The sequence below is a fragment of the Nonomuraea sp. NPDC048882 genome, assembly GCF_040649755.1.
Lineage (GTDB): Bacteria > Actinomycetota > Actinomycetes > Streptosporangiales > Streptosporangiaceae > Nonomuraea > Nonomuraea maheshkhaliensis.
This window is the reverse complement of sequence record NZ_JBEZGB010000024.1, coordinates 70415-84565: the sequence shown is the minus strand read 5'-3', so window position 1 is coordinate 84565 and position 14151 is coordinate 70415. Positions and strand designations below refer to the sequence as shown.

Below are 14151 nucleotides of genomic sequence, written 5' to 3'. Positions count from 1 at the left end.
CTCTGGTCGTGCACGCTTTCGACGTTCTCGGGGATCCGGTGCGTCGCCGGATCCTGGAGCTGCTCGCCGGCGGCGAGCAGAGCTCCGGCGAGGTGACCGCTGTCATCCAGCGCGAGTTCGGGATCTCCCAGCCGGCCGTCTCCCAGCACCTGCGGGTGCTGCGCGACAACGGGTTCGCCAGTGTGCGGGCCGAGGGCACCCGGCGGCTCTACGCCGTCGAGCCGGGCCCGCTGCAGGAGGTCGATCTCTGGCTGGAACGCTTCCGCGGGTTCTGGGACCAGCGCCTGGACGCCCTGGCGACGGAGCTGGCCCGCGGCAGGCGAGAACGCCACAGGAAAGACGATACGGAGGACAAGTGAAAAAGATCATCGACGAGCTCACCCAGGCGCACAGGGAGCTGCTCGACGGCGAACGCAAGGTCGTGGTGCTGCGGCGCCACTACGACGCCGAGATCGAGGACGTCTGGCAGGCGTGCACCGACGGCGAGCGGCTCTCCCGCTGGTTCCTGCCCGTCAGCGGCGATCTGCGGCTGGGCGGCACGTACCAGCTGGAGGGCAACGCCGGCGGCGAGATCCTGCAATGTGAGCCGCCCAGCCTGCTGAGGGTCAGCTGGCTCTTCGGCCCCGACCCCGGCTTCTCCGAGGTCGAGGTGCGCCTGACCGGCAAGGACGGCGGCACCGAGCTCGAACTGCGGCACACGGCCGAGGTTCCGCCGGAGTTCTGGGGACAGTTCGGCCCCGGCGCGGTCGGCGTCGGCTGGGACCTGGCGCTGCTCGGCCTGGCCCTCCACCTGCGCGGCGGCGAGCGGGTCGACGAGGCCACCTTCCACAAGACCGAGGAGGGCCGCGCCTACATCACCGGCAGCTGCCAGGCCTGGGGTGAGGCCCACCGGGCGGCGGGCGCGCCGGCCGGCGAGGTCGCCGCCGCCGTCGCCATGACGACCGCCTTCTACGCCCCCGAGGAGGAGCCGCCCGCGCCGCCACAGCAGAAGGTGACCCCCTTCCTCATGTTCCAGAAGGGCGACGCGGAGGAGGCGATGAACTTCTACGTCTCGCTCTTCGACGACGCCAAGGTCGTCCATGCCGAGCACTACGGCCCTGGCGAGCAGGGCAAGGAGGGCTCGATCAAGCTCGCCCGCTTCACCCTGGCGGGCCAGGAGCACATGTGTATCGACAGCAACGTCAAGCACGACTTCGAGTTCACGCCGTCGATGTCGCTCTACGTCACGTGCGGCAGCGAGGAGGAGCTGGAACGGCTGTACGGCGCGCTCGTCGAGGGCGGGCAGGCGCTGATGCCGCTCGGCTCCTATGGTTTCAGCACCCGCTTCGGCTGGGTCAACGACCGCTTCGGCGTCTCCTGGCAGCTCAATCTGCCGTGAGGGCGCGCGGGTGCGCGGCTGATTCGCCGACGGCGGACCCGTCAGCGGATACGCCGGCGGGTTCGTCGGGGGATCCGTCGGCGGGTTCGTCGGGGGATCCGTCGGCGGTCGCAGGGCTCACACCAGGGCCTGACCGCCGTCGACGGAGAGCACCGTGCCCGTGATGAGGTTGTTCGCCATGATGAACAGCGCCGCCGAGGCCGCCTCCTGCGCCGTGCCGAGCCGGCCGATCAGCAGTCCCTGCCCGGCGGCCGCCACCGCCGCGTCGTCGGCCAGCCCCATCACCGCACGCGACAGCGGCGTGTCAATCGCCCCGTAGCGGACGGCGTTGACCCGCAGCCGCCGCGGCGCCAGCTCCACCGCCAGCGCCTTGGTCAGCGCCTCCACCGCGCCGATGCCGGCGATGCTCGCGGACGCTCCGGGGACGGGGCGTACCAGGTAGAGGCCCGAGGTGAAGGTGATCGAACCGCCGGCGGGCAGGCGGGGGGCGGCGGCGCGGGCGACGCCGTACGAGCCCCAGATGCGTCCGTCCACGGCCTCGCCGACCTGCTCGCGCGGCGTGTCCAGCAGTGCTCCGCCGGCGATGGAACCTGCCGTCACCAGGACGTGGTCCACCTCGCCCACCTGGTCGAGCGCCCGTTCCACCTCGCTCTCGTCGTTGCCGTCGGCGGAGATCCCGAGCGCGGAGGCGCCGGGCGTCGCGCGTAGGTGGTCGAGTGCGGCCTCCAGGCGGCCCGGGTCGCGCGCGACCAGCGCGACCCGGGCTCCGACCGAGGTCAGCAGCGCGCCGGCGGCCAGGCCGATGCCGGAGCTGCCTCCGATGATCATCACAGTACGGCCTTCCAGCGCCGTGGGCAGGGGAGAGCCGGTCGGCATGGGGGCGAGCGTGGTCGTGGTCATGGTGGTCCCTTTCAGAAATAAACCATCTGGTTGGTTTAGACTGTCCCGCGAGGAGGCGAAAAAGTCAACTGGATGGTTTAATTGCCGGTATGAGATACGACGCGGAGGCGACCCGGCAGCGGATCTTTCAGGCCGCCACCGCCGAGTTCGCCGAGCACGGGCTGGCCGGCGCGCGGATCGACCGCATCGCCGCCGCCGCGCAGGCCAACAAGCAGGCGATCTACCTCTACTTCGGCGGCAAGGAGAAGCTGTTCGGCCTGGTCGTACGGGCCAAGATGGACGAGATCTGCCACGCGGTGAACCTCGACCCCCGCACGCTGCCCGAGTCGGTGGGGCTGCTGTTCGACTGGTACGCCGAGCATCCGGAGCTGATCCGCCTGCTGCTGTGGGAGTCCCTGGAGACCGACGGCGACCGGATCGAGGGCGGAGAGGAACGCCTGCAGTTCTACCGCGGGAACGTGGACCACCTGCTGGAGGCGGGCCTGGAGGACCGGGAGACGGCCCAGGACTGGCTGTTCACCATCCTGGGCCTGGTGGCGTGGAACTTCTCCGTGCCGCAACTGCGCCGCCTCATCCTGGATGAGGCGGACCAGGAGCGGGCCATCGCGCGCCGCCGCGCCATCGTGGTGGACCTGGCCCGCGCCCTGTCCGAACGGACGCTGGCCGAACGCGCGGAGGCCGCCGCCGGCCGCTGACGGTGCCCGACCGATGTCCGACCGCTCCGCAGCGCAGCGGAGAAAAACGACACGATCAGACGTTGATCTGACATGAGCGATTCGAGCGGTGAGCCGGGCCGTTCAGCGGGCAGCGGGCGCGCGGGAGCGGGAGCGAAGGTAGCGTCCGGGCTGCTCATCGTCCTGACGGTTCCGGTCGGGCTCGGGGCGGGGCTTGGCGCGCTGTGGGCGGCGGCCGCGGCGAGTGGCAACCGGTACGTGGCGCTCGCCGTGGCCGCGTTGGTGCTGGCGGGCCTCACCTGGTGGTTGTGCCGGTCGGCGCTGCGGCGGGTGGCGGGCTCACGGGTACGGCGCCTGCTGCCGATCGCGGTCGCCGGGCTGGTGCTGACGGCCGCCGCCGTACCTCTCGCGGGCCTGCTGTCCGGCCCGCCACCGTCCCGGCCGATCGTCGCCGGGCCAGGAACGCGGTACTGGGACCTGCCGACCGGTCGTCGCCGAACAGGCCCAGCGCGGACAGCGCCCAGGCGTCGCCGTGCAAGAACAGCGCCCAGCCCAGATCGGCCAGCGAACGCCGGTCGCAGGCGTCGCGCACCGCGTCCAGCGACTCGTCCTGCTTCTTGGCCAGCGCGACGAGCCGCCTGGTCGCGGCGGCGGGCAGGGCCAGGCCGCCGCCCTTGAGCAGCACCTGCGGCAGGACGTCGGGCTCGGCGTAAGCGGGCAGCCGGGGCGCCCGGCCCGGCGCGGTCAGCACCGCCGGGACGTCCGAGGCGGGCGCGTCAGGAACCCGCGGCGCCGGGGCCGGACCGGACAGCTCGGGATGGGCCTTGAGGTGCGTGCGGAGCAGCCCGGCGGCGGGCAGCGCACCGCCCCGTCGCAGGTGCAGGTCTCGGCGCAGGTGCTCGGGGAGGATCAGGACGTCCTCGGCCGGCGGGAAATGATCATCCATGGCGGATCACCGTAGCTGAGCCGGCTGACATTTGTTCCGGGTCCGGCGGGGTACTCCAGCGCTCGGGTGCCGGCCCGCCTGCTGATCAGCGGGGGCGGCTGAGGGCGGCCTCGGCCAGGTCCGTCCACCGCCCGGCCGAGGTGTGCGGCACGACCACCCAGTCCTTCATCTCCCTGCCCTGCCCCGAGGGGTCGAACAGGCACGCCCCGGCCAGCCGCAGCGCGGCCGCGTGTTCGGGCGTCTCCCTGACCAGCCGGAACACCATCGCCCCGTCGCGCTGCAGGCTCGCGAACACCTTCCCCGCCTGATCCTTGAGCGCGGGCCGGCCCATCATCCGGGAGATCCGTACCCCCAGGTCGGCCAGCTCCGCGCCGACCTGCTTGAAGTCCTCTTCCGCGCTCATCGTCGGTCGGCCCCCGAGCTCTCATGGCGGAGTGGCGCGATCGTCCGCCCGCCGTTCCGGCAGAACGGCGATCAGGCTAGTGGGCCGGAGCCGGGCTCATCAAGCGCGGATCCGGCGAGGGCGAAGGCGGCCGCGGCCTCCGCGTGCAGGCGGGCGCTCGGCAGCACAGGGACGGGGGTGTCCTTCTCGCCGATCAGCAGCTCGATCTCCGTGCAGCCGAGAATGACGGCCTCGGCACCGTCGTCCGCCAGGTCGGCGACGATCCGGGCGTACGCCTCCCTGGACGGCTCCCGCAGCACCCCGCGCACCAGCTCCTCGAAGATCACGCGATGGACGAGCTCGCGCTGCTCCCGTCCCGGTACGACCACCTCGAAGCCGTGCGCGGCCAGCCGATCGCGGTAGAAGGGCTGCTCCATGGTGAAGCGCGTGCCCAGCAGGCCGACCTTGCGCATCCCCCTGGCACGCACCTCGGCGCCCACGGCGTCGGCGATGTGCAGCACGGGCACGGTCGCGGCCCGCGCCACGTCGTCGCTCACCCGGCTGAAGGTGTTGCTGCAGATGAGCAGGACCTCGGCGCCGAGCCGCTCCAGTTTCCCGCCCGCCTCGGTCAGCAGCGCGCTCACCTCGTCCCAGCGGTCGGCGAAGATGAGGTTCTCGACGGTGGTGTAGTCGACCGACCAGATGAGGCTGTCGGCGGAGTGACTGCCGCCGAGCCGCTCGCGTACCCGCTGGTTGATGATCTGGTAGTAGATCACCGTCGATTCCCAGCTCAACCCGCCGATGAGGCCGATGGCGCGCATGGAACTCCGTTTCGCTCTCGTGTGCATGATGGGGCTCGGTGCGGGCGGTCAGGCGCCGGCCAGCGCGCGGGCGCAGGCCCCGAGGCCGACCTCGCTGGACGCCTTGACGAACACCACGTCTCCCGGCTGGATCAGGGCCGTGGCCAGCGTGATCGCCCCGGCCACGTCCTCGACGGCGTGGACGGACACGTTCCGGCTCGCGGCGGCCGCCTCGCCGGCCAGCGCGACCGGATCTCCCGATCCGACCGCGATCAGCAGGTCGTAGCCGAGTTCGGCGACGAGCCGGCCGATATCGGCGTGCCGGGCGCGGGAGACGTCCGCCTGCTGCCCCATCGCGCCGAGCACGGCGACGCTGCGCCGGTTCCCGGCCAGGGCCCTGGCCGCGTGCAGCCCGGCCCGCATGGATTCGGGGCTGGCGTTGTAGGCGTCGTCGACGACGGTGACGCCGTCGGCCCGTTCGACGATCTCCAGCCGGCCGGACGAGCGCCGCCGGGCCGCGTTCAGCCCGGCGGCGATCTCGCGCGCGTCCAGCCCGAGCACGGTCGCGACGGCGGCGGCCGCCACGGCGTTGCCCACCTGGTGCTCGCCGATGAGGTCGAGCTCGACGGGGGCCCGGCCGGAGGGCGTCACCAGCTCGAACGCGGTCCGCCCGCGCCCGGCCGGCCGCACGTCCTCGGCCCGCACCGGCGCCTGCGGCGACCGGCCGAAGCGCACGATCTGGGCCTTCGTGCGGCCCGCCATGCCCATGACGTACGGGTCGTCGGCGTTGAGCAGCGCGAACCCGTCCGCCGGCAGGGCCGCGACCAGCTCGCCCTTGGCCTCGGCGATGTCGGCGGGCCCCGCTCCCATGCGCTCGACGTGCGCGCTGCCGACGTTGAGCACCAGCCCGACCAGGGGCGGCGCGATGCCGGTCAGGTACGTCAGGTCGCCCTTGCGGCCCGCGCCCATCTCCAGCACCAGGTAGCGGGTGCCGGCGTCGGCCCGCAGCACGGTGAGCGGCAGCCCGAGCTCGTTGTTGAACGAGCGGTCGGTGGCGACCGTCGCCGCGTGCCGTTCGAGCACCTGGGCCAGCAGGTCCTTGGTGGTGGTCTTGCCCACCGAGCCGGTCAGGCCGATCACGACCGGGCCGATGCGGCCGAGCACGTGCCTGGCCAGCAGGCCGAGCGCGACCTGGACGTCCTCGACCACCAGCGCGGGCACGCCGACGGGCCTGGAGGCGAGCACGGCGACCGCGCCGGCCGCGACGGCGACGCCCGCGTAGTCGTGCCCGTCCACCCGAGCGCCGGCCGTCGCGGCGAAGAGGCCGCCGGGGACCACCTCGCGCGAGTCGACCGCCGCCGGCGCCGTCACCAGCGCCCCCGGATTGTCCACGTCGTACGGGGCCGCGCCGACGACCTGCGCGATCTCCTCCAGCGTCATGGGGATCACGAGCCGCTCCTGGCGAACGCGAGGTCGATGAGGCGGCGCAGCAGCTCCGGGTACGGGACGCCGCTCGCGGCCCACGCCCTGGCGTAGACGGAACGGGCCGTGAAGCCGGGCATGGTGTTGATCTCCAGCAGATGGATGTGGCCGGTGTCCTCCTCGTAGAGGAAGTCGGCCCTGGCCAGGCCGTAGCCGTCGATGGCCCGGAAGGCGCGCAGGGACAGCTCGCGTACGTCCTCGGCCACCCGCTCCGGCAGCTCGGCGGGGATGGTGGCGATCTCGGCCTGGCTGAGGTATTTGGCCTCGTAGTCCAGCCAGGCGCCGGGCACGATGAGCTCGCCGGGCACCGAGGCGTCCGGGGTGTCGTGGTCGCCGAGCACGCCGCAGATGAGCTCGCGGGCGCGTACCTCCTGCTCGACGACGACCGTCCGGTCGTGGGTGAGCGCCAGTTCCACGCCCGCGCGCAGCTCGTCCATGGTGGTGACCCGGGAGATGCCGATGGAGGAGCCCAGGCCGGCCGGTTTGACGTACATCGGCCAGTCGAGCGGCTTCACCAGGCCCCACGGGTCGGTGGTGGCCCGCCATTCGTGCTCGGTGAACCACACGTAAGGGGGCACCCGGATGCCCTCGGCGAGGAACGCGCGCCGCATCGCGACCTTGTTCATGGCCACGGCCGAGGCCAGGACGCCGCAGCCCACGTACGGGAGGCCGAGCGTCTCCAGGTGGCCCTGGACGACGCCGTCCTCGCCGAACGGCCCGTGCAGCACGGGGAAGACCACGTCCGCCTGGTCGCGGCCGAAGTGCGCGGGCCATCTGCCCTGCCGGTCGATGATGACGGCGACGGGCTCGTACAGGTCTCTCGGCAGAGCGTCCAGCACCGCCTGCGCCGACTGCAGCGAAACCTCGTGCTCAGCGGACGGCCCGCCCGCCAGCACAGCCACGCGCACGCGTTCAGTCACGATCGATCAGCCTTCCTCAGTGGCACGGGGGAGCGCCGGTCCCGTCACCCGGGACCGGGCCTCCACCACTGTCGGCCGCCGGTGTCCCCGCCTCGTCAGCGCCGTGTCATCGTTGTGTCACGGGTGCGACCCGGCGGACGCCGCGCCGTGGCGCAGGCCGTCGTGCAGGATCGTGGCGATGCGGATCGCGTCCTCCTGCCAGCCGTTGGCGCGCATCGAGCAGATGCCGCCGAGGCCGCGCAGCAGGACGCGCCCGGTGACGCCGTCGCGGAGCAGGCCGGCCGCGACTCCGGCGGCGAGGAGGTCGTCGAGGGCGCGGGCCATCTCCTCGCGCGCGTCGTCGAAGACCGGCGAGTCGGTCGCCATGATGCTCTCCAGCGCCTCGCCCATCCCCCTGCTCACCGCCGCGTGCTCCACGAGCAGCAGGAGGAAGGCGCGCAGGGCCTCGTCGGGGGCGTGCTCGGCGAGCAACCGGGCGGGGGTGGCGCAGAGGTCGGCGACCTCCTGGCGGTAGACCTCGGCGACCAGCGCCTCGCGCGTGTCGAAGTGGCGGTACAGCGTGCCGACGGCCACGCCGGCGCGGCGGGCGATCTCCTCCACGTGGGCGTCGTCGTCGGCGAGGAACGCCTCCCGTGCCGCGGCCAGGAGCGCTTCGCGGTTGCGGCGGGCGTCGGCGCGCAGCGGGCGTGGTGACGGCAATGGTCCTCCCTAAGGTGAGTCCGGTTCAGTATATGTGTAGAGTTTCCGGAGTCCGATTCACCTTATTGAGGGGGTCATACCCATGACGATCGATCACGAAGAGCCGGCCGGCCTGCGCGTGCTGGTGACCGGCGCGAGCCGGGGGCTCGGGCTGGCCACGGCTCGCCGCTTCGCCGCGGCCGGCGCCACCGTCCTGACGGCCTCGCGTACCGCGCCTCCTGACGACCTGCCCGCCACCTTCATCCCCGCAGACCTGCGCTCCGAGGAAGGGGTGGCGGAGCTCGGCCGGCGCGTGGTGGAGCGCGCCGGAGGCGTCGACGTCCTGGTCGACAACGCCGGAGCGACGGCCGGGCCGGCGCCGACCCTGGAGCGGTCCGACGCGTCGTGGCTGGCCGACCTGGAGATCAACCTGCTCAGCGCGGTCCGGCTGGACCGGGTCCTGGTGCCCGGGATGGTCGAGCGCGGCTCCGGCGTCGTGGTGCACGTCTCCTCCATCGCCAGCCACATCCCCCAGCCCGACGAGGCGTCGTACGCGGCGTCGAAGGCGGCGCTCAACGCCTACAGCCGCGAGCTGGTGACGGCGGTGGGCCCGCACGGCGTGCGCGTGGTGTGCGTCCTGCCGGGGTTCGTCGTGACCGAGGGCGCGGCCGACCATCTGCGGCACATGGCCGACAGCCAGGGAGTGAGCGTCGAGGAGATGCAGCGGCGGCTCGTGGAGCACCTGAAGGTCCCGATGGGGCGGCCCGGCCGGCCCGAGGACGTCGCGGAGCTGATCGCGTTCCTCGCCTCGGACCGTGGCCGCTGGCTCACCGGAGCCCAGTACCGGGTGGACGGCGGCATCATCCCCGTCGTCTGAACCGCCCTATCCGCATCGCATCGAGGAGAGCATCATGACCTTCAGCCTTCTGTCACTCGTCGTGGACGCCGCGGATCCGGAGGGCGAGAGCTCGTTCTGGCACCGGCTGCTCGGCGGCACGGTCACGCGGACGGCGACGCACCACTTCCTGCAGATCGACGGCTTCCCCGTGATCGTGATCCAGCACGCCCCCGGGCACGTTCCGCCGCGCTGGCCGGACGGCACTTCCCAGCAGTTGCACGTCGATCTCGCCACGGACGACGTGGCGGGCGCGGACGAGCGGGTGCGTGCCGCCGGCGGCACGCGGCTGAGCCCGGCCGGGGTGTACGCGAGCCCGGCAGGACACCCCTTCTGCGTCCGCCCGGCCTGAGTCAGCCGACCGGGCGCATGGCCCTGAGGAAGGCTTCGACCAGGGCGTCGGCGTAGTCAGGGGTGAGCGGTCCCGTGCGCAGCAGCCAGCGCTGGTAGAGGGGGGCGTACAGCAGCTCAAGGGCCAGGTCGAGATCGGCGTCGGCGGCGAGTTGCCCGGCCCGCTGCGCGCTGCGCAGCCGGTCCTTCTTGGCCTCGTCCACCGGGCCGGCCAGCTTCTCGCGATACTGGGCGGCCAGCGCGGGATCGTTGATGATCTCGGCGTTGAGCGCGCGGATCGGCCCCTCGAACGCCGGGTCGGCAAACTCGGCCACCGTCGCCCGCATCACCGCCCTGAGGTCGGCCGCCACGTCGCCGGTGTCGGGCAGCGCCATGCTGCCCTCGGGACCGGCCTCGCTGAGGGCGAGGAAGGCGTCGAGGACGACCGCGCCCTTGGAGGGCCACCAGCGGTAGATGGTCTGCTTGCCCACGCCGGCGCGGGCCGCGATGGCCTCGATGGTCAGCTTGGCGTAGCCCACCTCGGAGATCAGCTCGCGGGCGGCGGCGAGGATGGCCTGCCGGGAGCGCTCACTGCGGCGGGCGGGGTCGGGCTGCTTCACCATGGCCGGGATCCTATCACGTCAGCGAGACGAGACGTACCGTCTTGACAATGTGGCGAGACGAGACGTAACGTCTTGTCTCGTTCGACGACGAATCTGCATAAAGGGGATTGCAATGAGGCGAGTGTGGTTCATCACCGGTGCGTCGCGCGGCCTGGGCCGGGCGTTCACGGAAGCCGCTCTGGAGGCGGGGGATCGGGTCATCGCGGCGGCGCGGAACATCGAGCCGCTCGCCGACCTGGCCGCCGAGCATCCGGACCGTCTGGTACGGCTCCCGCTCGACGTGTCCGACCGGGCGGCCGTGTTCGAGGGCGTGGACGAGGCGGTCGCGGCCTTCGGCCGGCTCGACGTCGTGGTCAACAATGCCGGCGCCATGCTGCTCGGCATGGTGGAGGAGGTGACGGAGGAGCAGATCAGGGCTCATTTCGCGGTCAACGTGTTCGGCGCGCTCTGGGTCACCCAAGCTGTGCTGCCGCATCTGCGCGCCCAGGGCGGTGGCCGCATTCTCCAGGTCACGACGATGGGCACGGGAGGCGGCTTCCCCATGACCGGCCTGTACGCGGCCGGCAAGTCGGCGCTCGACTCGATCTCCGAGGCAGTGGCCATGGAGGCGGAGCAGTTCGGCGTCAAGCTCACCATCGTCCAGATGGGCGGCTACGACACCGCCCTGTTCACGACCGGCACGACGACGACCGACCCCTTGCCGCACTACCAGGGGCTGCGCGACCAGCTGATCGAAATGTGGGGCGACGAGGCCGGGCCCGCGCCGAGCACGGCTGCGCCGGTGATCATGGAGCTGGCGGGGCTGGCGGATCCGCCGCGCCGGCTCGTCGTGGGCAGCGCGTCATACGACATGGTGCTGGCCGGTCTGGAGGAGCGGGTGGCGGCGTACCGGGCCTGGGAAGACCTCAGCCGCAAGGCCGCCGGGTGACTCTCAGATGGCCCGGACTTCGGCGAGCCGCTTGACCGCGTACTCGTCGTCCCAGCAGACGGCGGCCTCCCACGCGGCCGACGCCTGCGCGGCGACGTCGTACGCGCCGTCGTCCAGGCCGGCGGCGTTGCCGGGCAGCACCAGGTCGAGCTCGGGAACGTCGACGTGCGCCTCGTCCCAGTCGATCAGCGCGACCCGATCGGCGGTCACCCGGACGTTGCCCAGGTTGTTGGAGTCGCCGTGGACGACGCACGTCTCACGCCCGGCAAGCCGCGCCCACGCCGCCCGGCACCGGGCGACGCCTTCTGCGGGCATCGCGCGGAGGTCGACCTTCGTCCCGGTCTCGGCGTGCAGGAGGTCGGCCGACGACCGCCAGCCCGGGCGTTGCGGCCAGCCCCGCGTCAGCTCGTGCAGCCGGCGCAGCGTCTCGGCCGCGCGCCGCCAGTCATCCTCGGTCTCCGGTGGGACGCCCTCCACGTACGTCATCACCACCAGGCCGTCCGCGAACAGCCGGCCGTCCGCCGTGGGGATCGGCACCGGCACGGTCAAGCCCTCACGGTCGAGGTAGCGGAGCAGCTCGGTCTCCCACGCGAGGTCGGCGTCGCTCCTGCCGCCGAGCCGTCCGACCGCGAACCGCCCACCGACGCGCACACTCCACACGTCGTTGGCGACCCCACCGGTGAGCGGCTCGACGCGGGCGGCGTCCGCGCCCCACCGCTTGAGTGTCTCCCATCCCATTGAGCAGATCTTACGCGTGGCGGGGCCCACGCCTGGGGGGTCACCGCCGGGCCACCACGGCGGCGGTGTCCCTGGTCGCGTTCGCCGACAGGTGCAGGCAGGCGGAGATCAGCCGGATCAGGTCCTCGGTGCTGCCGACCTCGCGGACGAGCCCCAGGCCGCCGAGGCGCCGCGCTTCGGGCACGTACATGGCGTAGTCGCAGGCCAGCGGGGTGGTGAACTCGATCTCGACACGCATATCGTCCGGCACCGGCGGGCACTCCAGCCCGGCGTGACCGGCCACGGCGTCGCGGGCGGCGGACCTGATGCGCTCGGCGGCCACCGACGGGTGCGTGGAGGTCGCCGCGTGGAAGCCCGCCGCCCGTTTCACCGGCACGGTCAGCACCCCGGGCAGCGCCTTGGCCGCTGCGGCGCAGACCAGGTCGTCACCGGTGACCAGCCCTACGGGCACGCCCAGCGCCGCCGCGTGAAGGGCGTTGACCTCAAGCTCGCCGACCGGCGCGCCGTTCACCCGGATCTCGCGGAAGGTGCCGGAGAAGCTGTGCGCCAGCACGCCCTGCTCGCCCGCCGCCGCGTGGTAGCCGACGAGCAGGGCGACCGCGTCGCCTTCCGTGATGCCCTGCATCATGGCCAGCGGTTTGGGCGAGCCGGTCACGACTTGGGCGCGCGGGTCCAGCTCGGCGTGGAGCAGGTTGTCCATGCTGCCGTGGCTGTCGTTGACCACGACCTCATCGGCGCCGGCGTCGAACGCGCCCCTAATGGCGGCGTCGGCCTCGGCGGTCATCAGCCGTTGGGCGTGCACGTAGCCGGTGCCGCCGCGTACGGCCTGATCAAGGGTCGCGACGCCCGCGACTCCTTCCATGTCGATCGAGATGAAGACTCGCATGCCCGCGATCTTAGTGACGCCCCTCGTCCGGGACCGGCACCCGCCCGGCGGCGCGGGGACGCCCGGACACGGCGGCGCTTCGCGTGCCCCGCGACGGAAATGGTGTCACGAGCGAACCCTGAGGCCGTCCAGGGTGAGATCGAGCAGGCGTTCGGCCTGCTCCCGCTGCTCGGGCGCGGCCGAGCTGAGGGCGATGCCGGCCAGGGCGGCGCCCAGGTCCGCCGGGCTGATGTCGGTGCGGATCAGGTCGGCGGCCAGGCAGGCGTCCATCAGGGCGGTGATGGCGTCCTCGATCATCTCCCGGCTGTGCCTGTAGGGGTTCTCGCCCGTGGCCGCGATGGCGCGCAGGGCGTCGGCCATGCCGAGCTTGGCGGTCACGTAGTCGAGGAAGAGCCGCGTCCAGGCGCGCAGGGCCTCGTAGGGCGGATGCGCCGCGAGCAGATCCGGTACGGCGTCGCACAACTGAGCCACCTCGTTGCGGTAGACCGCCTCGATCAGCGCCTCCCGGGTGGGGAAGTTGCGATACAGGGTGGCGGTGCCCACGCCCGCCTCCTTGGCGATGCGTTCCAGGTGGGCGTCCAGTCCCTGCTCGGCGAAGACGCCTGCCGCGGCCGTGATGATCTTGTCCCGGTTGCGGCGCGCGTCGGCCCGCAACGGGCGCGGTGCGTTCTGGCTCATCTGCGGCCCGTCGTCCCCTCTCCGTTTGCTAAACGGAGGCGTGCCCACTTACGCTGCCAATAAGTGGTGGCGCCTCCACTTCCACTGTAGGTCATCGGCTGGCCTGCACACGTACCTCGGGAAAGGACTGCTGATCATGACAGGCATCGCAGGAAAGGTGGTGGCGATCACGGGCGCCAGCAGCGGCATCGGCGCGGCCACGGCGACGTACCTCGCGGAGAGAGGCGCCCGGCTGGTGCTCGGCGCGCGCAGGAAGGACCGGCTGCGCGAGGTGGTGGACCAGATCGTCGCCCAGGGCGGCGTGGCCGTCGGGGAAGTCGTCGACGTGACGCGCCGCGAGGATCTGCGGCTGCTCACGGACACGGCGATCGACCGGTACGGCCGGCTCGACGTCCTGGTCTCCAACGCCGGCACGATGGCGGTCTCACCCTTCGACGACCTGCGCCAGGACGACTGGGACGCGATGGTCGCGACCCACGTCACCGGCCTGCTGAACGGCATCGGCGCGGCCCTGCCCGTCTTCCGGCGGCAGCGCTCGGGCCAGTTCGTCAACGTCGCCTCGACCGCGGCCTACGTCGTGAAATCGCCCCAGGGCGTCTACGCGGCCACCAAGGCGGCGGTCAAGGTGCTGACCGAGGCGCTGCGCCAGGAGTCGGGGCCCGACCTGCGCGTCACCCTCGTCTCACCCGGCTTCACCAACACGGAGGGGGTCGGCAAGGGGGCAGCCCCTGAGACGGCAGCGGCGATGATCCGGCAACGCGACGAGATCGCCATCCCGCCGTCGGCCATCGCGTCGGCGATCGGCTTCGCCATCGAGCAGCCGGCGGGCGTCGACATCAGCGAGATCGTCGTCAGACCCACCGCCCAAGCCTGACGCTCGCGGGCGCCGACGCCCGCCGCGCCCCCACCGGCC

The 14151-nt window shown here is 72.4% G+C and carries 18 protein-coding genes; 7 read left to right on the top strand and 11 right to left on the bottom strand.

Annotated features, from left to right (window positions below; translation table 11 throughout):
• Positions 1 to 8: 8 nt before the first annotated feature.
• Positions 9 to 359, top strand: a complete 351-nt coding sequence (locus tag AB0C27_RS49505; protein WP_357860988.1) for a metalloregulator ArsR/SmtB family transcription factor — start codon at positions 9 to 11, stop codon at positions 357 to 359.
• A complete protein-coding gene (locus AB0C27_RS49500) occupies positions 356 to 1378 on the top strand; it encodes a VOC family protein (RefSeq protein WP_357860985.1) in 1023 nt (340 codons plus the stop codon). The genes AB0C27_RS49505 and AB0C27_RS49500 overlap by 4 nt, the downstream gene beginning before the upstream one ends.
• A 117-nt stretch (positions 1379 to 1495) precedes the next feature.
• Here AB0C27_RS49500 and AB0C27_RS49495 read toward each other — a convergent pair whose 3' ends face one another.
• Positions 1496 to 2278, bottom strand: a complete 783-nt coding sequence (locus AB0C27_RS49495) for an SDR family oxidoreductase (protein ID WP_357860982.1) — start codon at positions 2276 to 2278, stop codon at positions 1496 to 1498.
• Between the two features lie 89 nt (positions 2279 to 2367).
• On the opposite strand from AB0C27_RS49495, the gene AB0C27_RS49490 reads away from it, so the two are divergent.
• Complete coding sequence (locus AB0C27_RS49490) at positions 2368 to 2973, top strand: TetR family transcriptional regulator (protein WP_357860979.1); 606 nt, start codon at positions 2368 to 2370, stop codon at positions 2971 to 2973.
• 274 nt (positions 2974 to 3247) lie between these two features.
• Here AB0C27_RS49490 and AB0C27_RS49485 read toward each other — a convergent pair whose 3' ends face one another.
• The 6 genes from AB0C27_RS49485 to AB0C27_RS49460 all read right to left on the bottom strand — a co-directional run bounded on the left by AB0C27_RS49485 (position 3248) and on the right by AB0C27_RS49460 (position 8181).
• Positions 3248 to 3898, bottom strand: a complete 651-nt coding sequence (locus tag AB0C27_RS49485; protein ID WP_357860976.1) for a hypothetical protein — start codon at positions 3896 to 3898, stop codon at positions 3248 to 3250.
• Between the two features lie 85 nt (positions 3899 to 3983).
• Positions 3984 to 4301 (bottom strand): hypothetical protein, encoded by a 318-nt coding sequence (locus AB0C27_RS49480; protein ID WP_357860973.1) that lies wholly within the window; start codon positions 4299 to 4301, stop codon positions 3984 to 3986.
• Positions 4302 to 4372: 71 nt separating this feature from the next.
• A complete protein-coding gene (locus tag AB0C27_RS49475; protein ID WP_357860970.1) occupies positions 4373 to 5101 on the bottom strand; it encodes an aspartate/glutamate racemase family protein in 729 nt (242 codons plus the stop codon).
• Between the two features lie 48 nt (positions 5102 to 5149).
• Positions 5150 to 6520: a UDP-N-acetylmuramoyl-tripeptide--D-alanyl-D-alanine ligase gene (gene murF / locus AB0C27_RS49470; protein WP_357861136.1), complete on the bottom strand. Its 1371-nt coding sequence runs from the start codon at positions 6518 to 6520 to the stop codon at positions 5150 to 5152.
• A gap of 5 nt (positions 6521 to 6525) precedes the next feature.
• Complete coding sequence (locus tag AB0C27_RS49465; RefSeq protein WP_357860967.1) at positions 6526 to 7482, bottom strand: D-alanine--D-alanine ligase family protein; 957 nt, start codon at positions 7480 to 7482, stop codon at positions 6526 to 6528.
• A 117-nt stretch (positions 7483 to 7599) separates the two neighbouring features.
• The gene (locus AB0C27_RS49460) at positions 7600 to 8181 is read right to left on the bottom strand and encodes a TetR/AcrR family transcriptional regulator (RefSeq protein WP_357860964.1); all 582 of its coding nucleotides are present in this window, start codon (positions 8179 to 8181) and stop codon (positions 7600 to 7602) included.
• Positions 8182 to 8263: 82 nt separating this feature from the next.
• On the opposite strand from AB0C27_RS49460, the gene AB0C27_RS49455 reads away from it, so the two are divergent.
• Together AB0C27_RS49455 and AB0C27_RS49450 are read left to right on the top strand one after the other, a co-directional pair.
• On the top strand, positions 8264 to 9037 hold the full coding sequence (locus AB0C27_RS49455; RefSeq protein WP_357860961.1) for an oxidoreductase: 774 nt from the start codon (positions 8264 to 8266) through the stop codon (positions 9035 to 9037).
• A gap of 34 nt (positions 9038 to 9071) precedes the next feature.
• Positions 9072 to 9407, top strand: a complete 336-nt coding sequence (locus tag AB0C27_RS49450; protein WP_357860958.1) for a VOC family protein — start codon at positions 9072 to 9074, stop codon at positions 9405 to 9407.
• A 1-nt stretch (position 9408) separates the two neighbouring features.
• Here AB0C27_RS49450 and AB0C27_RS49445 read toward each other — a convergent pair whose 3' ends face one another.
• Positions 9409 to 10008, bottom strand: coding sequence for a TetR/AcrR family transcriptional regulator (locus tag AB0C27_RS49445; RefSeq protein WP_357860955.1), 600 nt, complete (start codon positions 10006 to 10008; stop codon positions 9409 to 9411).
• Positions 10009 to 10120: 112 nt separating this feature from the next.
• On the opposite strand from AB0C27_RS49445, the gene AB0C27_RS49440 reads away from it, so the two are divergent.
• A complete protein-coding gene (locus AB0C27_RS49440; RefSeq protein WP_357860952.1) occupies positions 10121 to 10936 on the top strand; it encodes an SDR family NAD(P)-dependent oxidoreductase in 816 nt (271 codons plus the stop codon).
• A gap of 3 nt (positions 10937 to 10939) precedes the next feature.
• Here the strand turns inward: AB0C27_RS49440 and AB0C27_RS49435 are convergent, their stop codons facing one another.
• The 3 genes from AB0C27_RS49435 to AB0C27_RS49425 form a co-directional block, all read right to left on the bottom strand.
• Complete coding sequence (locus tag AB0C27_RS49435) at positions 10940 to 11674, bottom strand: phosphotransferase (protein ID WP_357860949.1); 735 nt, start codon at positions 11672 to 11674, stop codon at positions 10940 to 10942.
• Positions 11675 to 11714: 40 nt separating this feature from the next.
• Positions 11715 to 12560: a M55 family metallopeptidase gene (locus AB0C27_RS49430; protein ID WP_357860946.1), complete on the bottom strand. Its 846-nt coding sequence runs from the start codon at positions 12558 to 12560 to the stop codon at positions 11715 to 11717.
• 105 nt (positions 12561 to 12665) lie between these two features.
• Entirely contained in the window at positions 12666 to 13238 is a 573-nt protein-coding gene (locus AB0C27_RS49425) for a helix-turn-helix domain-containing protein (RefSeq protein ID WP_357860943.1), read from the bottom strand.
• 136 nt (positions 13239 to 13374) lie between these two features.
• Here AB0C27_RS49425 and AB0C27_RS49420 point away from each other — a divergent pair, with 136 nt between their 5' ends.
• A complete protein-coding gene (locus AB0C27_RS49420; protein ID WP_357860940.1) occupies positions 13375 to 14112 on the top strand; it encodes an SDR family oxidoreductase in 738 nt (245 codons plus the stop codon).
• The last annotated feature ends 39 nt before the right edge of the window (positions 14113 to 14151 follow it).